The 24,295-nt window shown below is 52.3% G+C and carries 24 protein-coding genes and 1 pseudogene; 8 read left to right on the top strand and 17 right to left on the bottom strand.

Going from position 1 to position 24,295, the window contains the following annotated elements:
• Window positions 1-15: 15 nt before the first annotated feature.
• Window positions 16-606: a GTP cyclohydrolase II gene (ribA, locus tag ACJ9N4_RS10455; RefSeq protein ID WP_182271649.1), complete on the bottom strand. Its 591-nt coding sequence runs from the start codon at window positions 604-606 to the stop codon at window positions 16-18.
• Between the two features lie 197 nt (window positions 607-803).
• Between ribA and pgpB the strand changes: the two genes are divergently transcribed.
• The 5 genes from pgpB to yciH all read left to right on the top strand — a co-directional run bounded on the left by pgpB (window position 804) and on the right by yciH (window position 4,453).
• Window positions 804-1,571: a phosphatidylglycerophosphatase B gene (gene pgpB, locus ACJ9N4_RS10450; protein WP_182271648.1), complete on the top strand. Its 768-nt coding sequence runs from the start codon at window positions 804-806 to the stop codon at window positions 1,569-1,571.
• A 148-nt stretch (window positions 1,572-1,719) separates the two neighbouring features.
• Window positions 1,720-2,028, top strand: a complete 309-nt coding sequence (locus tag ACJ9N4_RS10445) for a LapA family protein (RefSeq protein WP_182271647.1) — start codon at window positions 1,720-1,722, stop codon at window positions 2,026-2,028.
• A gap of 6 nt (window positions 2,029-2,034) precedes the next feature.
• On the top strand, window positions 2,035-3,204 hold the full coding sequence (lapB, locus tag ACJ9N4_RS10440; RefSeq protein ID WP_182271646.1) for a lipopolysaccharide assembly protein LapB: 1,170 nt from the start codon (window positions 2,035-2,037) through the stop codon (window positions 3,202-3,204).
• A 185-nt stretch (window positions 3,205-3,389) separates the two neighbouring features.
• Window positions 3,390-4,127, top strand: a complete 738-nt coding sequence (pyrF, locus tag ACJ9N4_RS10435) for an orotidine-5'-phosphate decarboxylase (protein ID WP_182271645.1) — start codon at window positions 3,390-3,392, stop codon at window positions 4,125-4,127.
• Window positions 4,127-4,453: a stress response translation initiation inhibitor YciH gene (yciH, locus tag ACJ9N4_RS10430; RefSeq protein WP_182271644.1), complete on the top strand. Its 327-nt coding sequence runs from the start codon at window positions 4,127-4,129 to the stop codon at window positions 4,451-4,453. The genes pyrF and yciH overlap by 1 nt, the downstream gene beginning before the upstream one ends.
• Before the next feature lie 106 nt (window positions 4,454-4,559).
• Here yciH and osmB read toward each other — a convergent pair whose 3' ends face one another.
• The 3 genes from osmB to ACJ9N4_RS10415 form a co-directional block, all read right to left on the bottom strand.
• Window positions 4,560-4,778 (bottom strand): osmotically-inducible lipoprotein OsmB, encoded by a 219-nt coding sequence (osmB, locus tag ACJ9N4_RS10425; protein WP_182271643.1) that lies wholly within the window; start codon window positions 4,776-4,778, stop codon window positions 4,560-4,562.
• A 260-nt stretch (window positions 4,779-5,038) separates the two neighbouring features.
• Window positions 5,039-5,791, bottom strand: coding sequence for a DNA-binding transcriptional regulator YciT (locus ACJ9N4_RS10420; RefSeq protein ID WP_182271642.1), 753 nt, complete (start codon window positions 5,789-5,791; stop codon window positions 5,039-5,041).
• 43 nt (window positions 5,792-5,834) lie between these two features.
• Window positions 5,835-6,017: a hypothetical protein gene (locus ACJ9N4_RS10415; protein WP_182271641.1), complete on the bottom strand. Its 183-nt coding sequence runs from the start codon at window positions 6,015-6,017 to the stop codon at window positions 5,835-5,837.
• A gap of 194 nt (window positions 6,018-6,211) precedes the next feature.
• On the opposite strand from ACJ9N4_RS10415, the gene ACJ9N4_RS10410 reads away from it, so the two are divergent.
• Complete coding sequence (locus ACJ9N4_RS10410; RefSeq protein WP_182271640.1) at window positions 6,212-7,081, top strand: crotonase/enoyl-CoA hydratase family protein; 870 nt, start codon at window positions 6,212-6,214, stop codon at window positions 7,079-7,081.
• Here ACJ9N4_RS10410 and pdeR read toward each other — a convergent pair.
• From pdeR to ACJ9N4_RS10355, 11 genes are all read right to left on the bottom strand, one after another.
• Window positions 7,078-9,069 (bottom strand): cyclic di-GMP phosphodiesterase, encoded by a 1,992-nt coding sequence (gene pdeR / locus ACJ9N4_RS10405; RefSeq protein ID WP_182271639.1) that lies wholly within the window; start codon window positions 9,067-9,069, stop codon window positions 7,078-7,080. The two genes, ACJ9N4_RS10410 and pdeR, sit on opposite strands and share 4 nt — an antisense overlap.
• Window positions 9,070-9,393: 324 nt before the next feature.
• Entirely contained in the window at window positions 9,394-11,328 is a 1,935-nt protein-coding gene (locus ACJ9N4_RS10400; RefSeq protein ID WP_411500454.1) for an exoribonuclease II, read from the bottom strand.
• Window positions 11,329-11,416: 88 nt separating this feature from the next.
• Complete coding sequence (locus tag ACJ9N4_RS10395; RefSeq protein WP_411500453.1) at window positions 11,417-12,403, bottom strand: CMD domain-containing protein; 987 nt, start codon at window positions 12,401-12,403, stop codon at window positions 11,417-11,419.
• Between the two features lie 153 nt (window positions 12,404-12,556).
• Window positions 12,557-13,345, bottom strand: coding sequence for an enoyl-ACP reductase FabI (gene fabI / locus ACJ9N4_RS10390; RefSeq protein ID WP_182271636.1), 789 nt, complete (start codon window positions 13,343-13,345; stop codon window positions 12,557-12,559).
• A 124-nt stretch (window positions 13,346-13,469) separates the two neighbouring features.
• The gene (gene sapF, locus ACJ9N4_RS10385; RefSeq protein WP_182919962.1) at window positions 13,470-14,276 is read right to left on the bottom strand and encodes a putrescine export ABC transporter ATP-binding protein SapF; all 807 of its coding nucleotides are present in this window, start codon (window positions 14,274-14,276) and stop codon (window positions 13,470-13,472) included.
• 1 nt (window position 14,277) lies between these two features.
• Window positions 14,278-15,270 carry a putrescine export ABC transporter ATP-binding protein SapD gene (gene sapD, locus ACJ9N4_RS10380; RefSeq protein WP_182271634.1) on the bottom strand — a complete coding sequence of 331 codons (993 nt, stop codon included), beginning with the start codon at window positions 15,268-15,270 and terminating at the stop codon, window positions 14,278-14,280.
• A complete protein-coding gene (sapC, locus tag ACJ9N4_RS10375) occupies window positions 15,270-16,160 on the bottom strand; it encodes a putrescine export ABC transporter permease SapC (RefSeq protein WP_182271633.1) in 891 nt (296 codons plus the stop codon). The genes sapD and sapC overlap by 1 nt, the downstream gene beginning before the upstream one ends.
• A complete protein-coding gene (sapB, locus tag ACJ9N4_RS10370; protein WP_182919963.1) occupies window positions 16,147-17,112 on the bottom strand; it encodes a putrescine export ABC transporter permease SapB in 966 nt (321 codons plus the stop codon). The genes sapC and sapB overlap by 14 nt, the downstream gene beginning before the upstream one ends.
• Entirely contained in the window at window positions 17,109-18,749 is a 1,641-nt protein-coding gene (sapA, locus tag ACJ9N4_RS10365) for an ABC transporter substrate-binding protein SapA (protein ID WP_411500452.1), read from the bottom strand. The genes sapB and sapA overlap by 4 nt, the downstream gene beginning before the upstream one ends.
• A gap of 42 nt (window positions 18,750-18,791) precedes the next feature.
• Window positions 18,792-19,052: a tyrosine-type recombinase/integrase gene (locus ACJ9N4_RS10360; RefSeq protein ID WP_411500451.1), complete on the bottom strand. Its 261-nt coding sequence runs from the start codon at window positions 19,050-19,052 to the stop codon at window positions 18,792-18,794.
• 192 nt (window positions 19,053-19,244) lie between these two features.
• Window positions 19,245-19,406, bottom strand: coding sequence for a hypothetical protein (locus tag ACJ9N4_RS10355; RefSeq protein ID WP_411500450.1), 162 nt, complete (start codon window positions 19,404-19,406; stop codon window positions 19,245-19,247).
• 266 nt (window positions 19,407-19,672) lie between these two features.
• Between ACJ9N4_RS10355 and ACJ9N4_RS10350 the strand changes: the two genes are divergently transcribed.
• Window positions 19,673-20,793 (top strand): IS3 family transposase gene (locus tag ACJ9N4_RS10350; RefSeq protein ID WP_411500449.1). Its coding sequence is split into 2 segments (ribosomal slippage): window positions 19,673-19,931 and window positions 19,931-20,793, totalling 1,122 coding nucleotides; the frame shifts between segments, so codons are not numbered across the junction.
• 301 nt (window positions 20,794-21,094) lie between these two features.
• The gene (locus ACJ9N4_RS10345) at window positions 21,095-22,072 is read left to right on the top strand and encodes a hypothetical protein (RefSeq protein ID WP_411500448.1); all 978 of its coding nucleotides are present in this window, start codon (window positions 21,095-21,097) and stop codon (window positions 22,070-22,072) included.
• Window positions 22,073-22,742: 670 nt separating this feature from the next.
• Here ACJ9N4_RS10345 and ACJ9N4_RS10340 read toward each other — a convergent pair.
• A pseudogene (locus ACJ9N4_RS10340) lies at window positions 22,743-22,839 on the bottom strand (SOS response-associated peptidase); the annotation flags it as partial.
• A 392-nt stretch (window positions 22,840-23,231) separates the two neighbouring features.
• Window positions 23,232-24,209, bottom strand: a complete 978-nt coding sequence (gene pspF / locus ACJ9N4_RS10335; RefSeq protein WP_411500447.1) for a phage shock protein operon transcriptional activator — start codon at window positions 24,207-24,209, stop codon at window positions 23,232-23,234.
• Between the last annotated feature and the right edge of the window lie 86 nt (window positions 24,210-24,295).

Genomic DNA, 24,295 nt, shown 5'->3' with positions numbered 1-24,295 from the left:
GGGCATTAACAAGGATTACTCGCTCAGCAGGTGACCCATTTTGGCGGCTTTGGTATCGAGGTAGTGCGCATTTTTCGGATTACGTCCGACAATCAGCGGTACGCGCTCAACGATATTGATACCGGCTTCTGTCAGGATCTCCACTTTGCGCGGGTTGTTCGTCAGCAGGCGGACTTCATCCACGCCGAGCAGCTTGAACATATCTGCACACAGGGTGAAATCACGCTCGTCAGCGGCAAAACCAAGCTGGTGGTTAGCCTCAACGGTATCGTAACCCTGATCCTGCAACGCGTAGGCGCGAATTTTATTCAGCAGGCCAATGTTACGGCCTTCCTGACGATGATAAAGCAACACCCCACGGCCTTCCTCAGCAATATGCGACAGCGCGGCTTCAAGCTGGAAACCGCAGTCACAGCGCAGGCTGAACAGGGCGTCACCGGTCAGACATTCCGAGTGAACGCGGGACAGAACCGGCGTTTGTCCTGAAATGTCACCAAACACCAGGGCGACGTGATCCTGCCCGGTTGCCAGTTCTTCAAAACCCACCATCAGGAAATCGCCCCAGGGGGTTGGCAGTTTGGCTTCTGCCACACGTTTAAGCTGCATGTGATTCTCCAGAGTAGGCTGACACGTTTCGTGCCTTTCGCCTGTTTGGCTTTTTGTATCTGTTCATTTTGCCACAAGCTCAGCGTGTTCGCCTAATTGCCGCCATGCTATACGAACGTTAAACGCACGATCCGACATCTCCACGCATCCAGTGAAATTCAGTTATGATTGTGACGCTTAGCGAAAAAGGAGAAGACATGCTTTCAATCGCCAGACGAACGGCAGCGGGCGCGGCCATCTTACTTATTATGCCTCTGGCTGTGTGGATATCAGGCTGGATGTGGCAGCCCGGGCAAAATGCCTTGTGGCTTAAATCATTGTACTGGGTCACCGAAACGGTCACGCAACCGTGGGGGATTATCACCCATGTGCTGCTCTGTGTCTGGTTTCTGTGGTGTCTGCGTTTTCGACTACGCCCGGCGTTGATGCTTTTTGTCATTCTCGGCGTGGCTATCCTGGTTGGCCAGGGCGTGAAATCCTGGGTGAAAGATCACGTTCAGGAACCGCGTCCTTTTGTTGTCTGGCTGGAAAAAGCACACGATATCCCGGTTGATGCGTTCTACAATTTAAAGCGTAAAGATCGCGCGGATCTGGTCAAAGAGCAGCTTGCAGAACAACACGACATTCCGAAATTTTTACGTAAGCACTGGCAAAAAGAAACCGGATTTGCGTTTCCTTCCGGACATACCATGTTTGCAGCCAGTTGGGCATTGCTTGGGGTTGGGCTACTGTGGCCGCGTCGTCGGACGCTAACCATCGCGGTGTTACTGGCCTGGGCAACGGCAGTGATGGGAAGCCGCTTACTGTTGGGGATGCACTGGCCGCGTGATCTGATCGTGGCGACGCTCATCTCCTGGGTGCTGGTGACGTTTGCGACGTGGCTTGCTGAACGGCTCTGCGGGCCACTGACTCCACCTCCGGAAGAGAAGCAAGAAATCGCCGAAAGGGAACAAACCGGGGTGTGAAGGTTGATATTACGTCTTTTGCCCATAAATCCATGACTGGCGTGTCACTTTTTCCGTTTCGCGCCCGTCACTAAAATGGTAGTTTATAAGACTGATTACGGTGAGTTGAACACACTTTATTCGCTTGAACCACATAACGGGAAGTAATGTGAAATATTTACTCATTTTCTTACTGGTGTTGGCGATTTTTGTCATTTCAGTCACGCTGGGCGCACAAAACGATCAACTGGTGACGTTTAATTATCTGCTGGCGCAGGGCGAGTATCGGGTGTCGAGCCTGCTTGCTGTCTTATTCGCGGCGGGTTTTGCCATCGGCTGGCTGGTTTGTGGCCTGTTCTGGCTGAAAACCCGTGTTTCTCTTGTACGCGCTGAACGTAAAATTAAACGACTCGAACATCACATTGCGCCTGCGTCCGACGTTCCGGAAAGCTCTGGTGTACCGGTAGTCAAGGAATAATCGAATATGCTCGAGTTGTTGTTTCTGCTTCTGCCTGTAGCTGCAGCCTATGGCTGGTATATGGGTCGCAGAAGTGCGCAACAAACAAAACAGGATGAAGCCAACCGGCTCTCCCGCGACTATGTTGCGGGGGTGAACTTCCTCCTGAGCAATCAACAGGACAAAGCGGTAGACCTGTTCCTCGACATGCTGAAAGAGGACACCGGCACCGTTGAAGCGCATCTCACCCTGGGAAACCTGTTCCGCTCTCGCGGAGAAGTTGACCGCGCCATCCGCATTCACCAGACCCTCATGGAAAGTGCCTCGTTAACCTACGAACAGCGTCTGCTGGCGGTGCAACAGCTGGGCCGGGACTACATGGCAGCGGGGTTGTACGATCGTGCTGAAGACATGTTCTCACAGCTGGTGGATGAAACTGATTTCCGCATCAGCGCTCTGCAGCAATTGCTGCAGATTTATCAGGCCACCAGTGACTGGCAGAAAGCCATTGATACCGCCGAGCGGCTGGTGAAGCTGGGGAAAGACAAGCAGCGCGTTGAGATAGCGCATTTCTACTGTGAGCTTGCTCTGCAGCAAATGGGCAACGACGACATGGATAAAGCCATGACGTTGCTGAAGAAAGGGGCCGCCGCAGATCGCAATAGCGCGCGCATCTCCATTATGATGGGGCGCGTCTTTATGGCGAAAGGCGAGTTTGCCAAAGCCGTTGAAAACCTGTTACGGGTCATCGACCAGGATAAAGAGCTGGTCAGTGAAACACTGGAAATGCTGCAAACCTGCTATCAACAGCTGGATAAACAGGATGAGTGGGTCACGTTCCTGCGTCGTTGTGTGGAAGAAAATACCGGTGCAACGGCCGAACTGATGCTCTCTGACGTGGTTGAGCAGCATGAAGGCAGTGACACTGCGCAGGTCTACATCACCCGTCAGCTGCAGCGCCATCCAACCATGCGGGTCTTCCATAAGCTGATGGATTACCACCTGAACGACGCAGAAGAAGGGCGCGCCAAAGAGAGCCTGATGGTACTGCGTGACATGGTCGGCGAGCAGGTACGCAGCAAACCACGATACCGCTGCCAGAAGTGCGGTTTTACTGCCTATACGCTGTACTGGCACTGTCCGTCATGCCGGGCATGGTCGACGATTAAGCCAATACGCGGCCTCGACGGGCAATAGTTTTTAAAAACACTTTATTTTAGTTACAACATACTGATGGTTTTTTAAAGACCGTTCGGTTCCGTGCGGAACTCAGCCTGGCAGGAAAGAAAATCGATTCTGTCAATTTGCGGCGTTGGCAGGTAGAATGCTGGCCGTTTATCTGTTCCGCGCCGCTGCGCGCCCATAGACGAAAAGGGCTGGTCATGACGTCTGTTACTTCCTCCGCTTCCCGCGTAGTTACCGATTCTCCTGTTGTTGTTGCTCTCGATTACAATAAGCGTGACGCCGCGCTGGCCTTCGTCGACGGTATTGATCCTCGCGACTGCCGCCTGAAAGTGGGCAAAGAAATGTTCACGCTATTTGGTCCGCAAATCGTTCGCGATCTGCAACAGCGCGGTTTTGACGTTTTCCTCGACCTGAAATTCCATGATATCCCGAACACAACGGCGCACGCCGTTGCCGCTGCCGCTGAGCTGGGCGTATGGATGGTGAACGTTCATGCATCGGGTGGGGCGAGAATGATGACGGCCGCCCGTGAGGCGCTTGTACCGTTTGGCAACGATGCACCTTTACTGATTGCGGTGACCGTGCTGACCAGTATGGATGAAAGTGATTTACGCGATCTGGGTGTGACGTTGTCACCTGCTGAGCATGCAGAACGTCTGGCGCGTCTGGCGCAAAATTGCGGTCTTGATGGTGTCGTCTGTTCGGCACAGGAAGCAGTGCGCTTCAAAAAAGAGCTGGGCCAGGATTTCAAACTGGTGACGCCGGGGATCCGTCCCGCGGGCAGCGAAATTGGCGATCAGCGCCGTATTATGACGCCTGAGCAGGCAATGGCTGCAGGCGTAGACTATATGGTGATTGGGCGTCCGGTGACGCAATCAGCAAACCCGGCAGAGACGCTTAAGGCTATCAACGCCTCACTGAAAAAGGGGGCGTAATGACCGATTCTAACAGCCGTCTGGTCTATTCAACCGAAACCGGACGCATTGATGAGCCGAAAGCGAAAACGGAACGCCCGAAGGGGGATGGCATCGTTCGCATTCAGCGCCAAACCAGCGGCCGAAAAGGAAAGGGCGTGTGTCTGCTCTCCGGTCTTGATCTGGATGACGCGGAACTGGCAAAGCTGGCGGCAGAGCTGAAGAAGAAATGCGGATGCGGCGGTGCCGTGAAAGACGGTATTATCGAAATACAGGGTGATAAGCGTGATTTAATTAAATCGTTGCTTGAAGCCAAAGGTATGAAAGTAAAACTGGCAGGTGGTTAAAATAAATGAGCCCCGGTTAATACCGAGGCTCTTTTTTTTACGTGCGTAAGTCAGACCTGCAATGTGCTCAATATATATCTTTATGCCGGTGGAGGCGTTTTAGTGGTTATTTGCCCACCTGGTGACCGATAATACCACCGACAGCTGCACCACCTAATGTGCCCAGCGTACTACCATCTGTTAATATTGCGCCACCGAGAGCGCCCGCGCCGGCACCAAGGGCGGTGTTACGATCGCGTTTAGACCAGTTAGAGCACGCGCTCAGGGACATTGCTACGGTGATGGCCAGAACAGCGGCGGCTAATTTTTTGCTGGTTAAAGACATAATACGTTCTCCTGAATTATCGATTCACAGAAAGGAGTACCCTTTAAGTATAGACAAGCTGCATACTTAAAATCCGTTCCCGTGAAAGCTGGTCGCGCAGGTGTACATAATCACGCAGGTGATAGTCACTTCCTGTTATATCGCTAATAATAATTCTACGTCTTTGAGGTAGATTAAACAGGTAAAAACTCTTAAAGGAGGGATGAGAATTATCTCAGACGAGGGGGAGGGTGCGCCCGGAATTCAGGCGCAAAAGAGCTTCAGGACGATTTCTTAATAATGTCGACAATAAGGCCATCACGTTCGAGTTGATGACGGTGGTCATTGCTCAGGCGATCGTCGGTAATGACGCGACTAAAGCGAGATATCGGCCCCATCATGTAGGGATGAACCGCACCAAATTTTGAACTGTCGGTAAGCACAATGGCTTCACACTCTTTTTCCAGCACGGCGTTAACCACATCCGAGCGCATCATATCCCGGCCGGTGAAACCTGTTTCTGGTTGCCAGCCGTCAATGCCGATGAAGGCCTTACTGAAATGTACCTGCTGTACATACTGACGAGTGAGTGGGCCAACCATGCTCTCGCTTTTTTTCTGGTAGATCCCACCCAACAGAATCACTTCGCAGTGCGTCTCCTTGAGCAAATGCGCAATATAACTACTGACGGTGATAATAGTGACGTTTTTTTGATCGGCAAGTGTGCGCGCCAGAAGAGCGTTGCAGCTGCCATTCTCAATAAAGACCGTTTCGCCATTGCTCACTAAAGACGCAGCAAACTCTGCCAGTTCTCGCTTCAGGGCATAGTTGTTCATCATGCGCGTTTCAACGTCCTCACTGTCGAGTGGGACGGCATAGCCATGCGCACGACGCAGGTAGCTCTGTTTTTCCAGAAGATTGAGATCCTGACGGATTGTGACTTCAGAAACACCTGTTGTTTTGGCGAGATCGACCACGCTCACGCGTCCCTGATCGATGACCATCTGCAAAATAATTTGTTGTCGGGAATTCATAGCATCCATTTAATAAAGCGAAACGAGGTCGGAAACGGTGTGATTACACTTCCCACGGGGCTTTGGGCTGTGTGTTTTCAGCTGTAATTTCGCTGCCATTTTGCGCCAGAAGCTCTGATTTCAGGATCTCAAGGTTACGGATCGCAGAGTGATAATCACCTGCAACCAGTATATCCAGCACCGTATCAATACGTTGTGCCACGGTTAGTGTATCAATGTTAGCCATAATCTCACCTCAGGCGCGAAAAGTTAATATTTTCAATGATGCAGAAAATGGATTCAAAAGAGAAGGGAAAAAAATGCAATAACTAAATTACATAAATGAAAGTGATAATTTTATCTCCTCTCATGCAGCGGGCTTAATGAGTGGATTAGTCTAAAACTGCGCGCAAGGCGCTTTTTTATATGAGGAATTAGACTATGACAGTTATTAACCAATCTACCTGTACGCTGTTTACCGATGCTGAACGTTTCACTCAGCTGGCAGGCTATTATGAGGCGGAACGTCGCACGGTCTGGATGATGTTGCGGGCGGAGCCACGACCTTGTTTTAACCATGCATTGATTGAGGAGATCATGAACCTCTCCTGGCTGGTACGGCAATCCGGTTTTGTTGTCGATTTTTGGGTAACCGGGTCGCTCGTACCGGATATGTACAATGCAGGTGGAGACTTGCAGTTTTTCGTGGACTGCATTCAGAACGGGCGTCGGGAAGCGTTACGTGCGTATGCCCGAGCCTGTGTCGATTGCGTACATGCGGCTTCACGGGGGTTTGATACGGGTGCTATCACACTGGCGATGGTCGAAGGAAGTGCGTTAGGCGGTGGGTTTGAGGCCGCTCTGGCGCACCATTTTGTTCTGGCCCAGCGCGATGCCCGCTTAGGCTTCCCTGAAATTGCCTTTAACCTGTTCCCGGGCATGGGGGGGTATTCGCTGGTTGCACGTCGTTCAGGCATGAAGTTGGCAGAGGAACTCATCTATAAAGGGGAGTCTCATACGGCAGAATGGTACGAACAGCATGGGTTAGTGGATGTGCTGTTTGAACCTGGGCAGGGCTATGTCTCCGTACGTACGTTTATTGATACGCTGCTGCCGAAACTGAACGGTGTAAGGGCAATGTTGCGTGCCCGTACTCGCGTTCTGCAACTGCCTCGCAGCGAATTGATGGATATTACGGAAGACTGGGTCGATGCCGCGTTCTGCCTCGAACCTAAAGACATCGCCTATATGGAGCGCCTCGTTATGCTGCAAAACCGCCATCATGCGGCGGGATTACGCAAAGCCAGCTAACGCATCTTTCGCGACTGATAACGTTTTAGCCATCGCTCGAATGCGGCAGCGGGCATTGGCTTAGCAAACAAGAAACCCTGTCGTTCGTTGACGCCGTTCTTCGTCAGAAAGGCGTCTTCTTTTGCACTTTCCACACCTTCGGCAATAACCTGCAGGTTTAACGCCTGCGCAACGGCCACAATGGCCCGCACCAAAGATTGCGAGATCGATTGCTTATGAATATCCCGGACAAAAGACTGGTCGAGCTTGATGGCATCAATGGGGAACCGCGCCAGCTGTGAAAGGGAGGAATACCCGGTACCAAAATCGTCCAGATGAATTTGTGCGCCAAGCTGGCTGAATTGCTGGATCACAGAGAGCGCCAGCTCCTCGTTTTCGATCAGACAACTTTCGGTCAACTCAACGTCGACAGGGCAGTATTCAAAATTCAGATCCTTAAGCGCCTGCTTTAAATCGCTGAAAATGGTTTGATCGGCCAACTGCCGCGCAGAGACGTTCACCGCCACGCGCAGGTTAATGCCCTTGTCACGCCATTTAGCCACCTGCCGAACCACGTCAAGCATGACCCAACGACCAAGCGGCACAATCAGGCCGGACTCTTCGGCATACGAGATAAATTCCAGCGGAGGGATCAGCCCACGCTCTGGTGACTGCCAGCGCACCAATGCTTCAAGACTTCTGACTTCACCGCGCCAGGTCACTTTAGGCTGGTAGTGGATCAGGAGCTGATCGTTATCCAGTGCCTTACGCAGGTTGGTATCCAGCCAGAGATATTCAAAAACGCGCTGGTTCATTTCTGGTGAGAAAACGCAGAACTTGCCCCGACCATTCTCTTTTGCGGTATACATGGCGGTATCCGCATTACGGATAACGCTTTCCCGATCGTTACCGTGCTGTGGAGCCAGGGCGATACCCAGCGAACAGCCCGTGTAAATTTCAATCAGACCGATTCTGAACGGCTGACGCAGACGGGTCAGAATACGCGACGCCATCGCTTCCAGAGAGCTCTGTGACGTTTCTGTCGCCATGACAATAAACTCATCGCCGCCGAGTCGCGCCAGTACCTGGCCTTCATCCAGACAGCTGAGGATGGCGAGGGCAACAGCCTGCAACAACTGGTCGCCAAACATATGCCCGTAGGCATCGTTGACCTTCTTGAAGTTATCCAGATCGAGGTACACCACGCCGACCTGATTTTCCCCACGGGCGTCGATGGCATCAGAAATCAGTTCGTGAATGGCATTCCGGTTTGGCAACCCGGTAATGGTATCAGTGTTGGCCAGCACGCGCAGGCGCTCCTGGGCACGGCGTTCTTCCGTAATGTCGGTACCTGAACAGATAAGGAAAATTTCATTTTTACCGCTGCCGCTGTGCACAAATTTGTTTCTGAACAGAAACAATCTTTGCCCTTTGCGCGTTTTGATCCAGCGCTCAACTTCGTAGGAACTGCCGTTACGAAAGAAACCGGTAATATTACGTTTAGACGCAGCCGCTTCGCTGCGGCTCATGAACAGCTTAAACACGTTCTGACCAATGACTTCTTGCTCTTTCAGACCGGTGTACTCTTCACTCAGACGGTTGAAACGCTGAATATTGCCATGCTGATCGAGGATAACAATGACGGAGTTGGCTTCTGATACAACCTGTTCGGCAAATGAGAGGCCCTGCACCAGATCGCGGGCGACAGAAGGGGTGTCATTCCAGGCGGAGGCCGTGCCAGCCCACTCTTTTTTACTGATTTTACGGCCAACGAGATGCACAGGGACATCTGCCCCGTACAGAGAAAGTGACATTGTGATACTGGAAGTAATAACCGTCAGCTGGCGAATAAGATCCGCTTGCTCATCAGTGAGTGCGACCACCTGAATGACATCGGTATTTTCGCTGGCGGCCAGATGCAGAGCATTGCTGTCCGCTGTCAGTCGCCACCAGGGGCTGTGAGTGCCCATGTAACGAAACAGCAAATTCTGCTCCAGATCGTCCATCATATTCTCTCCTGCGGCTGCTCGTTAGCGCAAAAAATATTCATCGGCAGTCGACTTTTCCGTAGTAAAAGAGCGGCAAAACCGAAGTGAACTTATTGTTTTTCCCTATTTTCTTATATTAAAACGACTCGGGTAAAAAAGGATACTCAACGTATAAAAATTCACGTAAACGAACATTACGACACTCTTTTACTGTAGATAACTCTGGCGATTTTGGGTGACTGGAGATTGAAAATAGTAAGAAAAAATGATGTTTTCGTTGTGCGGGGGAAAAACAGAAAATGTTGGCCCAATCTTAATGGAAAGGGCCAACATTTTAACAGGTTATCAGGCGACAGGGCGCGCGATAATACTGCGGGTTTCCATGCGGACTTCGGCAATGTTTACGTCAATCACGTCAGTGACTTTATAAACCGTTTCACCTTTGATTTGCACGGTACCGTTTTCCTGGCTACAGGTCAGTTCATCGCGGACAGCATGCAGGAACGGTGCAGGGATAAAGGCAACAGCACCGTTATCCACCAGGCGTACACGCATGCCACCACGGCTGATATCAATGATCTCAGCAGGGAAGCGGGTCTCGGTACCGGCTTTGTCATTCAGGAAGCGGGCATACAACCAGTCACCAACGTCACGTTCTGCCATACGGTTCAGGCGGCGGCGATCGGCCATCTGCAGGGTGGTGTCATCCTGAGGACGCGCAACGGTTTCACCTTTGATAATCGCTTTCAGCAGGCGGTGGTTAACCATATCGCCATACTTACGGATCGGGGAGGTCCAGGTTGCGTAGGCATCCAGACCCAGGCCGAAGTGCGGGCCAGGTTCCGTGCTGATTTCAGCAAAGGACTGGAACCGACGAATGCGGCTATCCAGGAAACCGGACGGCTGAGCGTCGAGCTCACGGCGCAGTTTGCAGAAGCCCTGCAGCGTCAGAACTTCTTCCGGGTCAACATGCACATCGTGGTTTTTCAGCAGGGTGGCCAGTGCTTCGGTATTCGCCGGATCGAAGCCCGTGTGGACGTTATAAATGCCGAAGCCCAGTTTGTCGCGCAGTACCCGTGCGGCGCAGATGTTGGCAGAAATCATGGCTTCTTCAACGATGCGGTTCGCAATGCGACGCGGTTCGGCCACGATATCCAGCACTTCACCTTTTTCACCCAGAACAAAGCGATAATCCGGACGGTCGCGGAAGACCAGCGCATGGGTTTTACGCCATTCGCCACGGTTCAGGCAGATGCGATGCAGCAGACGGATCTGTGCAGCGATGGCGTCTGAGTCCGGCTTCCAACTGCCGGTGTTCTCCAGCCAGTCTGATACGTCGTCATAAGCCAGTTTGGCTTTCGATTCGATGGTTGCGGCAAAGAATTCGATATCGTCTTCAATCGTACCATCAGCGGCGATGGTCATACGGCAGGCAAGCACCGGACGCACTTCATTCGCCCGCAGCGAGCAGAGGTCGTCAGACAGTTCGCGCGGCAACATCGGGATGTTAAAGCCAGGCAGATAGTTGGTGAACGCGCGAATTTTTGCCGCATCGTCCAGCTTACTGCCTTCGACAATCCACGCGGTAGGGTCAGCAATGGCAACGGTCAAATGCAGCTTGCCATCGGCGCTCTCTTCAGCAAACAGCGCATCGTCCATATCTTCGGTGCTGGCGCTGTCAATGGTGACGAACTCCAGTGCGGTCAGATCGCGACGTGCCAGACCTTCGTCCTGCATCTCTGTCGCGACGCCATTTGGCGCTTCTTTTTCAAGATTATGGCGTGCCAGCGTCACCCACCACGGCACGAAATGGTCGTCGCCAAAGGTGATGAACTGCGTGAGTTCGGCATAGAAACCGCGATCGCCTTTCAGAGGATGACGGCGCATTTCTGCTACGGCCCAGTCACCCTCTTTAAAATCATGCTCAACACCACGCGCGGCGCGGCAAGGAACGGCATCTTTCAGCAGGGGATGGTCTGGAACGATAGAAAGACGATCGTCTTTTCTGTGGATCTTGCCGACGAAACGGGTCAGGAACGGTTCGATCAATGTTTCCGGCTCGGCGGATTCACGTTCCTTCTCGGTATGAATAACGGCAGTGATGCGGTCGCCGTGCATCACTTTCTTCATCTGCGGTGGCGGAATGAAGTAGCTTTTCTGCGCGTCAACTTCAAGGAAGCCAAAGCCCTTTTCCGTGGCTTTTACGACCCCTTCTGCACGCGGCGTCTGGGAATGCAGTTGCTGTTTAAGCTGCGCTAGCAGCGGGTTGTCCTGAAACATAATGTTCTATTTTCGTAGCCATTGAGCGGCTGACAGTTTTACGCGATTCTCACTGTCACAGCAAGGGATCTTTGGGTAATTAGTACGGTTATTCCTCTTTGCCAAGGGCGATGCTAAGGCGTTCGAGCCAGCCTCCAAATGCGCTTTGGGCCAGCAGGTTTATCGCCCGTACAGCAGGGAGCCCTTCGTCCGTCAGCGGAGTAAACTGCGCGGCACTGAAACGGTCTGGTGAATGTGTCAATAACGCTACAGCGGCGGAAAGCGCCAGAAGAGTCGGAGATTCATCTTCGCGGCTGTTTATCAGGATTTCACCCGTCAGATCGAGCAGCGCTGGCTCATGACAAAGCACCGGCGTCAGCACCTGAAGTGCAGGCTCTGGCTGCCAGCGGGAAAGGGAATCCAACTGATGAGCGTTGGCATAGCGCAGTTCAACAACAGGCAGAATAGACACCCACGTGCGGGCATGGACGGGCAGCGTATGGGGCTGGATATGATGTCCCGGTAACCAGCGTACGGGGTGTCCGAGTAACGCCTGGAAGACGGCGACAACGCGCGCCTGAAAACCGATAAAGCCGATGATCTGGTTAATAAGTACAATGTCATACGTTGTCAAACCTACCTCATCAAGCTGGTTCTGGGCTTTATCGCCGATGACGTCAGGTGAGCTGGCAAGCTGGCGGGCGTACTGAGTAATTTGCGCCAGGCGACGATTGCTTTCGCGTGAGGAATCGGGACCAGGAAGCGGGGTAAGCAGGGCGGCGTAATGGTTACATAGCCTCTGAACGCCGCAGACCTGGGCCACCGTTAATGCAGTGCTTAGCCTGTCGTAGGCGCTTAACGTATGCAGACGGTTCACTGGGGTATCGCGCGGAAACAGCAGGTGGCATAAAGCTCTGGCAGGGGTAAGCCAGCCAGAACACGCGGCGACAATCTCTTCAGGCAGGGTTAAATCGAGCAAAAAACGGTCGTCGACATTAGCGGCTTCGGGCACCAGCGGCAGGACATCCGACTGTGAGCGATTTGACTGGGTTTCATGATACCAGTGACCTTTGCCGGAAAAACGGCGTTGTTCCATGTGCGTTCCTTGATCTCAAATGGCGATCAATATCCTGGCGTAAGGTGAGCAAGGGGAAAAATATTGTTAGGTGATAACAAATAGCAGAACGGAATAACGAAGGGACGGCGGGGAAGGGAGAACTCTCTTCCCCGACGGGAAGAGAGTGACAGCTTATTTAATTTCCAGCTCGTTCATTGCAGCGATGTTGAAGCCGCCATCAACGTGAACCACTTCGCCGGAGATACCTGCGGAAAGGTCAGAGCACAGGAATGCTGCAGAGTTACCCACGTCTTCGATGGTAACGGTACGGCGAATCGGGGTAACCGCTTCGCAGTGTGCCAGCATTTTACGGAAATCTTTGATGCCGGAAGCCGCCAGGGTGCGGATTGGGCCAGCAGAGATACCGTTAACACGTACGCCTTCCGGACCCATTGCGTTCGCCATGTAGCGTACGTTCGCTTCCAGAGACGCTTTAGCCAGGCCCATAACGTTGTAGTTAGGGATTGCGCGCTCTGCGCCCAGGTAGGACAGGGTCAGCAGGGCAGCACCTGGGTTCAGCATGGTGCGGCAAGATTTAGCCATCGCCACGAAGCTGTAAGAGCTGATGTCGTGCGCGATTTTGAAGCCTTCACGGGTTACCGCGTTCACATAGTCACCGTCCAGCTGATCGCCTGGAGCGAAGCCGATGGAGTGAACGAAGCCGTCGAATTTCGGCCATGCTTTTGCCAGTTCAGCAAACATGCCATCGATGCTTTCGTCTTGCGCAACGTCGCATTCCAGAACAATGCTGGAACCCAGCTGCGCGGCAAACTCTTCAACACGGCCTTTCAGCTTGTCGTTCTGGTAGGTGAACGCCAGCTCAGCGCCTTCGCGGTGCATAGCCTGTGCGATGCCATATGCGATGGACAGTTTGCTGGCAACGCCGGTTACCAGAATGCGCTTACCGGAAAGAAAACCCATAGCTTTGATCCTTATATTCATTGTTGTGGCGATCGTCATCTCAATGGGACAATCGTCGTTAAAACGCGGCGATAATATCACGTGTCGCGTGCTTAGTTAATCCGACCACTCTTTTGACGCACGGTTAACGGTCTTTTCGCCATGCATCAGCGGTTAATGCTTCACCAAAATGTCCGGCAATCAGTCGTTTGGTGAGATCATGAAGCGGGGAGGCCATGACATCTGCGGTACTTCCACGCTCGACAACTTCACCCTGATGCATGACCAGAACCTGGTCGCTGATGTGTTTCATCATGCCAAGATGCTGGGTGACGTAAATATAAGAGATCCCCTGTTTTTCCTGCAATTCCAGCATCAGGTTAATCAACTGTGAACGCATCGACATATCCAGCGACGCAAGCGCCTCGTCGGCGATGATCACTTTCGGGCGCAGGATTAACGCGCGCGCCAGCCCCAGACGCTGCTTCTGGCCGGGAGCCAGCATATGCGGGTAGTAACTTTCGTGATCGGGCAGCAGCCCAACCATACGCAGGGTTTCAAATATCCGTTTACGACGTGCCTCAGGATCCAGGTTGGTATTCAGCCGCAGCGGAAAGTCCAGGATCTGCGAAATCCGCTGGCGTGGGTTGAGCGATGTCGACGGGTCCTGAAATATCATGCGGATACGCTGGCTGCGGAAAGAGTAATCTCCGAATGTCAGGGGATGGTCGTCAATCAGCACTTCGCCAGCGGTGGGTTCTACCATTCCCGCAAGCATTTTCGCCAGCGTGGATTTCCCCGAACCGTTCTCGCCGATGATTGCCAGGGTCTGTTTTTCGCGCAGCATAAAGCTCAGTGGTTTCACTGCTTCAACGGTCTGGCGGTGAAACAGCCCCGTACGGTAGCGAAAGGTCTTACTCAGGTTGCGGACTTCCAGCAAAGTTTCGACCATTTCACTCTCTCTCCATGTTCAGCGGGAAATGACAGGCGTAAAGATGATTTTTGGCACCTGTCAGACGCGGCGTCTCAATACATTTACGCTGAGCGTACGGACAGCGTGGCCCCAGACGGCAGCCAATTGGCAGCGACTCCAGCAGCGGGATCGCGCCCGGTAGCGTGTTCAGGCGGCTTTTGTGCGGCATGGCACTGCCAAAATCCGGGATCGCACGGATCAACGCCTGCGTATAGGGGTGGTGCGGCGTGTTGACCAGGTCTTCACTGATGGCGGTTTCAACCGTCTGCCCGCAATACATCACATCAATTTTATCTGCCCATTTGCTGAGCATCTGCAGGTCATGACTGATCAGCAAAATGGTGGTGTTATTGTTCTGGTTCAGACGTGAAAGCAGGCGGAAAATCTGCGCCTGTGTGGTCGGTTCCATCGCATTCGTTGGTTCATCAGCAATCAGTAAACGCGGCTGGTTAGCCAGCGCAATGGCAATCATCACCTTCTGACACTCACCGTCCGTCAGCTCGTAGGGGAAACTGCGCATCGCGTCTTTGTGATCTTTGATCCCGACGCGGTGAAGCAGCTCAATGGCGCGACGTTTGCGCCAGCCGAAACGCTGCCACCAGCGGCCTTTGTACGTCCAGCCGGGAATGTTCTGCATCAGCTGTTTGCCCACGCGCTCCGACGGGTCGAGACAGGATTGTGGCTCCTGGAAAATCATAGAGACGTTATGACCCACCAGCTTGCGGCGCTCGCGCGGAGAGAGGCGCTGCAGGTCGATATCATCAAAACGCATGCGGTCAGCGGTGACGCGCCAGTTGTCTTTCGCCACGCCGCAAATGGCTTTGGCGATCAGGCTCTTTCCTGATCCAGACTCGCCCACCAGACCGCGAATTTCGCCTTCTGCAAGGGTAATGCTGATGCGATCGACGGCCTTGACCCAGCCTTCACCGGTTTTGAATTCGATAGTGAGATTGCGGATATCAAGAAGTGGCATTATTGCACCCCCGCATTAATTGCACGGCGAATACCGTCACCCAGCAGGTTGACAAGCAGCACGCTCACCATAATGGCTGCTCCCGGCAACATGACCGTCCACGGTGCAACGTAGATAAGCTCCAGTGCATCGCCGAGCATTGCGCCCCATTCAGGTGACGGCAGTTGTGCACCCAAATCGAGGAAACCGAGTGCGGCGATGTCCAGAATTGCCATCGACAGCGCCCGGGTGATCTCGGTGACCAGACCTGACGCGATATTCGGCAGCACGGCAAACCATAAAATATTGGACGTTGTCGCCCCGTCCAGACGGGCTGCGACAACATACTCTTTTTCCAGTTCGTCGTGCACCATGCTGTACACCGAGCGAACGATGCGGGGCAGGATGGCCAGCCAGACGGCGAACATGGCATGCGTCAGGTGCGGCCCGGCGAAGGCCACAACAATAATGGCCAGCAGCAGAGACGGAATAGAGAGCAGGGTGTCCAGAATATGGTTCAGCACCGCCGAGCGCAGGCCATGTGTCGACCCGGCAAAAATGCCAAGCGCCAGACCACAAACCGTTGCCCCAAGCGTCACCACAAATGCGCCACCGACCGTCGGAGCTGCGCCGCTCAGCAGGCGGCTTAACACATCGCGGCCAAGATCGTCGGTTCCCAGGAAGAAGGAGACTTCACCGTAGCGCGACCACGACGGAGGCAACAGCTGATAGCCGAGGAACTGCTGATCAATACCATACGGTGCAAACCACGAGCCAAAGATGCAAAGCACAACCAGACCCGCACAGCCATACAGGCCGATCATTGCCGTGGTGTCACCATAGAATTTACGCCACACTGTACGTAACGCACCAGGCGTGCGTTTTTCGCTGTATACGCTATCGTAGGGCATACCATTCCTTATGCTTCAACGGGTTAGCCATTGCACCCAAAATATCGGAAATCACGTTAACAATAATAACCAGTGAGCCGATCACCATCACGCCCGCAGAGAGGGCGGCGTAATCCTGCTGGCGGATGGCGTTAATCATCCAGCGTCCCAAGCCTGGCCAGCTAAAGACCATCTCGGTGATCATCGCCAGGGTCAGCATGGTTGAGAACTGTAGCCCCAGGCGTGGGATAACGGGTGGCAACGCATTGTGCAGCACATGGCGGCGCAAAATGGTCAGACGCGATAACCCGCGCGTGGCGGCGGCTTTGACGTAGTTTTGATCGAACACCTCAATGGTGCTGATCCGCATCAGGCGGATCACTTCGGTTGTCGGGGCCACAGCCAGCGTCAGCACGGGTAATACCATATGACGCAGGGCGCTGACGATCATTTCATGACGCCAGACGGAATCAGACAGCCACGCGTCAACAATCGCAAACCCGGTCACCGTTTTTACTGTATAAAGCAGGTCAAAACGGCCAGAAACCGGCAGCCAGCCCATCGTCAGTGAGAAGAAAAGCGTCAGCAGCAGCGCCAGCCAGAAGATCGGGATTGAGAAGCCGAGCAGAGCGAGGGCGCTGATGAATTTATCCTGCCATTTGTTGCGATAAATCCCCGCCAGCATCCCCACCGGAATGCCCACCATCAGCGCAAAGCCGAAAGCCAGAATGCACAGTTCCATCGTGGCCGGGAACACCACTTTCAGCTGCTCTGAAATAAGCTGACCGTTGATACTGGATACGCCAAAATCCCAGTGCAGCAGGCCGTTAAACCAGAACAGCCACGCGTCCCACAGCGACGAGCCATGAAGCGGGGCGTGTGGGGTGAAATAGCTCAGACTAAAGCCGACAAATGTCAGGAAAAAGAGCGTCACCAGCAGCAGCAAGAGTCGACGCAAGGTAAAAATAATCATGGTTTTTTCACCTCTTGTTCTTTTTCGCGAGAGACGCCCGCGAAGGAGGCGTTACCAAACGGACTCAGTACCAGCCCTTTAATATCGTAACGATAGGCCTGGAGACGCAGGGAAGAGGCGAGTGGTAGCACAGGCAGTTCACGGGCGAGAATGTTTTGCGCTTCGTCATAGGCGTCGATGCGTGAGGCAAGCTGTTGCGACGCGAGCGCTTTTTGCAGTACGGCGTCAAACTCGCGGTTACACCAGTGAGCATAGTTTGTTTGCGAGTTAATGGCTGCACAGCTCAACAGCGGACGGAAGAAGCTGTCCGGGTCATTACTGTCGGTGGCCCAGCCCGTTAACGTCAGGTCATGATTCATATCCATCAGGCGCGCCTCCTGGAAACGACCCTCGACCGGTACGATGACCACTTTGACGCCGACTTGCGCCATATCGGCCTGCAGCAGCTCGGCAGTTTTGAGTGGGCTTGGGTTCCACGCCTGTGAACTGGTCGGTACCCACAGCTGGAGCGTCAGGTTTTCTGCGCCCAGTGCTTTAAGCTGTTCGCGCGCTTTCGCCGGATTGTATTCAGTAATTTTAGCTTCACCGTCATACGCCCAGGAGGCGCGCGGTAAAATAGAGGCAGCCGTTTCAGCCGTACCGTAATAGATAGACTGCATCAGTCGCTGGTTGTTAATGGCCAGGGCCAGTGCATGACGCACGGCAGGGTTATTCAGCGGTGGTTTATCGGTATTAAACGCCAGATATGCGATGTTCATGCCGGGACGTAACGTCAGACGCAGGCGTGGATCGTCGCGCAGAATGGTCAACTGGCTGGCAGCCGGCCAGGCGAGTACGTCGCATTCGCCGGTCAGCAGTTTCGAAAGACGTCCCGTTCCGCCGGAACCGAGATCAACCACCACCTGTGGCATCAGCGGGGTGCCGCGCCAGAAATGTTCATGGCGCTGCAGGCGAATATATTGCCCGGAGCGGTATTCGGCCACCTGGAACGGACCTGTACCGACAGGCTGACGGTCAAGTAACTCCTGATGATCGTTTTTGGTCAACTGAGCCGCGTATTCGGCAGACATGACGGATGCATAGTGTGTAGCCAGATGCCACAGGAAAGAGGCATCCGGGCGCGCCAGGGTAAACTCAACCGTCCGGTTATCCAGCTTGCGTACGCTTTTAACGGTGTCGGCAAACTGCAGACTGTCAAAATAAGGGAAGCTTCCCCCGTTAACGTTATGCCACGGATGGTTACGGTTAAAGATACGCTGGAAGGTAAAGACCACATCATCTGCGTTTAGCTTGCGCGTAGGGGTAAACCACGGCGTGTGCTGGAAAGCGACATCATCGCGAAGGCGGAAACGGTAAGTCGCGCCGTTATCCAGCACTTCCCAGCTTTCGGCAAGCTCAGGAACCAGACGATAGGTATACGGGTCAACATCAAGCAGACGATCGTAAAGCTGGGCGGCGAGTGTATCAACAATCAGCCCGCTTCCCGCTTTTTGCGGGTTAAAGGTATCAACCTGGCCGCTGACGCAATAGACGAAGCCGCTATCGCGAATATCAGGAAGCGCAGCCCGCTCGGGCGCAGCAAAGGCCATGTTACTGAACAGGCCAAGTGCAAACAGGGACGATAAAACCAGACGCATAATTTTTAAGGTATTACTTATAAAGTGGTTATCTTATTAATATTAAACGACGTTTTCCAGCGCCGTTTGCTCCTGAGGGCACCCTGGGGGCAATAGCGTTTGCAGTCGCTCATTCAGCATTACGACCTGATCGGCGTTCATACCCGCTATCCACTTTGAATATACCTCATAAACCATCTTAGCATTTTCATGCCCCATCTGACTTGCAATAAACGACGGATTTGCCCCGGAAGACAGCAACCAGCACGCATATGTGTGGCGTGACTGATAGGGTGGACGCCGCCGAATGCCAGAGCGTTTCACTGCTCTCTTCCAACTGCCGCCAATGCTTCCTCGTGCAAAATATAGGCTCTTATGTAAGCATCCCGGGAAGAACACAAACCGAATGCTCAGTCAGTCCGTGCTCTCTGTGATAAAAGGTTATTTCTGTTTTCTCTCTGCTCCCCGTAAGCAAAAACTGCTCTCTAATTGCTTCCAGGGCGGGCTGAAGTAACGTCACTGTACGTTCACCGCCGCTGTTTTGGGCGCAACAAACAGACCTTTATTCGTGATATTCCGGCTTATATGTACTTCACCTTTTTCCAGGTCAACATCATCCCATGCCAGAGCGCAAATCTCCCCGTGATGTAATCCTGTATGCGCCGCAAAGATCCACATCAGACTTTGTGGTTTAGGTAACGCAGCAATCAGTGCCTGGTATTCGTGAAAAAGCAGGGGGGGCTGGTGCTTTTTTGGATACCGTCAGCATTTTTACATTCTCGTGTGGAACGTGGGTAATGATTTGATCTCTTTGTGCAAGCCTGAGGATCGCACACAAGACTTTCATTATGTTGTTTACTGTTGAAGGTGTCCTGACCTGCTCCCCGTTGATTAACACACCCCGATGTTAGTAATGTCTTCATAAGCCACATGAGGACATCCACATGAAGAAGCGTTTTTCCGACGAACAGATCATCAGTATTCTCCGCGAAGCGGAAGCCGGGGTTTCTGCCCGGGAGCTCTGTCGTAAGCACGCCATTTCCGATGCCACTTTCTACACCTGGTGCAAGAAGTTTGGCGGCATGGAAGTTCCTGAGGTGAAGCGACTTAAGTCCCTTGAAGAGGAGAACGCCCGCCTCAAGAAGCTGCTTGCCGAAGCCATACTGGATAAGGAGGCGCTTCAGGTGGCTCTTGGGCGAAAGTACTGACGACAGACCAGAAGCGGGAAGCCGTGGTGTTGATGTGTGATGCGACCGGTCTGTCGCAACGTCGTGCCTGCAGGCTTACAGGTTTGTCCCTGTCGACCTGCCGTTATGACACCCAGCGTCCATCTGCTGATGCACATTTATCAGGGCGTATCACTGAGCTGGTGCTTGAACGCAGGCGCTTTGGTTATCGGCGCATCTGGCAGCTACTGCGTCGGGAGGGTCTTCACGTCAATCACAAGCGGGTATACCGTATTTACCACCTTAATGGGCTGAGCGTAAAGCGCAGACGACACCGTAAAGGGCTGGCGACCGAACGGTTTCCGCTTCTGCGTCCGGATGCGCCGAACCTGACCTGGTCGATGGATTTCGTTATGGACGCACTGGCCAACGGTCGCAGGATCAAGTGCCTGACCTGCGTGGATGATTTCACGAAGGAGTGTCTGACAGTTACCGTCGCATTCGGGATATCAGGCGTACAGGTCACGCGTATTCTGGACAGTATCGCGCTGTTTCGCGGTTATCCGGCTACGATAAGAACCGATCAGGGACCTGAATTCACCTGTCGCGCACTGGATCAATGGGCCTTTGAGCATGGTGTGGAACTGCGTCTTATCCAGCCAGGCAAGCCGACTCAGAACGGATTTATTGAGAGTTTTAACGGACGATTTAGAGATGAGTGCCTGAATGAGCACTGGTTCAGCAATATTGTTTATGCCAGGAAAACGATTAATGACTGGCGGCAGGATTATAACGAGTGCCGTCCACATTCATCCCTGGATTACCAGACTCCAGCTGAATTTGCAGCGGACTGGCGAAATGGGAAATATGAAGCAAAACCAACCGACATTACTAACTGAAGGTTGTATCTAATCCTGGGGGCAGGTCAGGAAATCTCAAAAAGTGCGTGGAACTAAAACAGGTGTGCTTACACTTCAATTTTAAACTCTTCGGGATAACGCTTACCGCTCATGGGCACCTCTCTTTTAAGTCATCTTAAATGACTCTGAGGTGTCTGTTAAACCTGTGGCTATTCAGTTGTTTCTCCCGGAGAGTTTATCTCATTTGTCAAAAACGGATTTAGCGGGACAACGAAAGAAGTATCAAGAAGCTTCTGATACAATTAGTCGGTCGAACAGGCCGGCTAAGCTCAGGATAAGCATGAATAGAAGATCGTTTTTGAAAGTAGGGATGGGTTTTTCGGCCCTGGCCTGCGTTGGTGGGTATGGTGTATTCCGTCTGATAACTAAGCCTAACATATCTTTATGGGGACACTCTTTCTTTGGTAACAACCAGACATTCTCTGCAAAGTTGATTGAAGAAACTGGATGCAGAGTCTTCAATTTTGGCCTTTCCGGGGCGACATCAGAAAGTATAGCTCTAAGGAATGGTGCATATTTCATCAATTATGCTCCAGCAGATGGAGTAATAAATCCTGCAATTAAGAACCCACTTACACCAAATGTACCTGGGCCTTTGAGTTTGTGGAGAAATGCTTCAGCAGACTGGTTCCATCTCCCTTGCAAAATTGCCGGGCAGAGTGGGGTTCTTGACTGGGACGGTAAAACGGTGACTTTCACTGGGTATCATGGAAGCACTGCTGCTTTTCTCAAAGAACCAGTACCCCTTTATGTCTATCCAATGACCACCGTTGCTACAGCTAACGTGACGGGACATACCATCTATCCAGAGCATCCTGAATCAATCTATCTGCTTTGGCTTGGGAGAAATAACTCAACCCAGCCAGAAGAGATTATGCGTGATGCGAAAGCTATTGTGGGAAGGATGACGAAGGGAAATAATCGCTTTGTTATCCTTCCTGAGTTTCCAGGTGATTATGAGCCAAAAGGAACGAAGGGAGCCGAGGAGATTGCTTTGATCAATAGCTCCTACAAGGAAGCATTCCCGGAAAACTACTGCGAAATAGATGGTATTGATCTGCTTCAAAACTTCTTAAATCACCACAATCCGCAAAGCCAGCAAGATCTGGCAGATATCAAAGCTGGTCTTACACCTTCTTCTCTGAGGCTTGATGAGCTGCATCCATCAATAACAAAAAAGGATGGGGCTTTATATGCAGGGACAGAGGTTAATGCCGAATTTGTTGCTAAATTCCTGAAGTATAAAGGTTGGGTGTAGTCACTAAATCCAACCAAACTTTATGGCGAGAGAAGCCATAAGAGAAAAGACTACTACAACATTAAGAGCGACAACAAAGCGGCTGGATACGTTCATCTTAGAGCCCGGATAGATAAGAGAGCGTAAATTTAGTCGCTGAGCGCTAAATCGTCAACAAACTTAAATAACAGCCCCCGGGCTCAACTTTTTCTGCGGTCGACAGCAGTATGCATTATGGGCCGATGAAGCACTAATTACTGACGATGGTGAAACAATCGAGGGGTCGATGATGTTCGTCTTGTTGGTGTTGTTACTCATACCGTCCATCATCTATCTACCGATGACAATCCCCTCATATAGTATCAAACAGATCGCTCATCCCTAAAATTTACAAACCCCACAAACTCAACAACGATAAATGTTTAGAAGCGAAGCGGCTATGAAGTAGCAACGGTAAACAAGCCAGCCATCTTGATCAGCGTCTCAGTTAAAGTAACTGTATATAAAAACAGTGCGCGCCGGGAGGCCGGTAGAGATCAAGGGGTGAAAGTCCCCGACCACTGAAGGGCCAGCAATCCACAGGGTCCCCGAGTCATGCGTTGCATACCGTGAGGTATGGGGAGACGCGTTGACAGGGGTGTTGACAGGCCAGCCATTGAGCCACGAAATGTATATTAAATTCCCGGGTGCCGACGTTGTACCGGCCAATCGGTTCCGGGTCATACGCGATATCACGTTCAGCTTCATCGGCCATATTCTTCACGGGCTTGTGCAAAACGTCCACACATAGGAACCTCCAGTATTCAGACTAAAAGTATAGGGTAGGGAGAAAAATAGGTGAGCACTGAAACTTTATGATTTAAAGTCCGGTCAAGATGACTGAAGTCAGCGAGGCGGTAAAGTGGTGTGTTACTGAACGGGAAGGATCTACGCAAAACGGGGGCAAATTTGGGGGCGAAACCATACTTGGGGGTACTTTTTGGGACAGCAAGATGTACATTATTGTCTGTTATTCTCCGATATCCAGTTTAAGCAACCCTTTGATATTAATGCAAATACATTTTTTTAAAATGTTTTAAATTAGAACTACATAATTTTTAAGGTTTTTAGATTCGATCTGCAAAGTGTATCGCACTTACGCCTGCTTCGTAAAAATGTCTGCGGGTAAGTGCTGATATTGTCAGCGCATTTGATGCTTTTTGAGCAATGCCCTTAATTGATGGTAGGTCAGGCCCAGCAGTTCAGCCGCTCGTTTCTGGTTATATTTCGCCTGCTTCAGGCTCTGCTCAAGCAGCTGTTGTTCCTGTTCGTGCTGGAACTGCCGTAAATCGAGCGGTAACGCTAGGGCGTCGCCAGGTGTTGCTGTTGCTGACATCGGCTGAACATTGCGCTGGAAAGGGTCGAGAATAATGTTGTCCAGCTCCATTTCGCTGTTACCGTGACGGTAGACCGAACGCTCGACCACGTTTTTCAGTTCACGAATGTTCCCCGGCCAGTGGTAAGCAAGCAGCGTCTCCTGAGCATAGTCGCTGAACCCGGGAAAGAGCGGAAGGCCGAGTTCGCGACACATCTGAATCGCAAACTGTTCTGCCAGCAACATGATGTCGCTGCGTCGTTCGCGCAGCGGTGGAAGCTGGACAACGTCAAACGCCAGGCGGTCGAGCAGGTCGGCGCGGAATTTATCTTCAGCGACCATTTCCGGCAGATTGGCATTGGTAGCGCAGACCAGACGAACGTTAACCTGCAGCGGCTGGCTACCGCCGACGCGTTCCAGCTCACCATACTCAATCACGCGCAGCAGTTTTTCCTGCACCAGCATGGGCGCAGTTGCCAGCTCATCCAGGAACAAGGTGCCGCCGTCTGCGCGTTCGAAACGGCCCGGGTGGCGTTTCTGTGCCCCGGTAAAAGCTCCGGCTTCATGGCCGAAGAGTTCGGTATCCAGCAGGTTTTCATTCAGCGCCGCGCAGTTAAGCGAAATGAAGGGCCCGTCCCAGCGTCCGGATAAATAGTGAAGACGGTTGGCAATTAATTCCTTACCGGTACCGCGCTCACCGATGATCAGCACTGGTTTATTAAGCGGGGCGAGGCGGGAAACCTGTTCCAGCACTTCGAGAAAACTGTTTGCCTCGCCGAGTAAATTGTCTTTGTATCCAGCCATGATGAAATTCACCACTCATTAGCGATATTCACCAGGTGAATGTAGTGTGGTGGCGATGAAAAATCAACCATAACCATAAAAAACAA

It is taken from the genome of Enterobacter sp. LM3 (genome assembly GCF_046622475.1).
Taxonomy (GTDB): Bacteria; Pseudomonadota; Gammaproteobacteria; order Enterobacterales; family Enterobacteriaceae; genus Enterobacter; species Enterobacter cloacae_P.
Note: the sequence above shows the minus strand (reverse complement) of the source record. Positions and strands in the feature narration are given on the sequence as shown.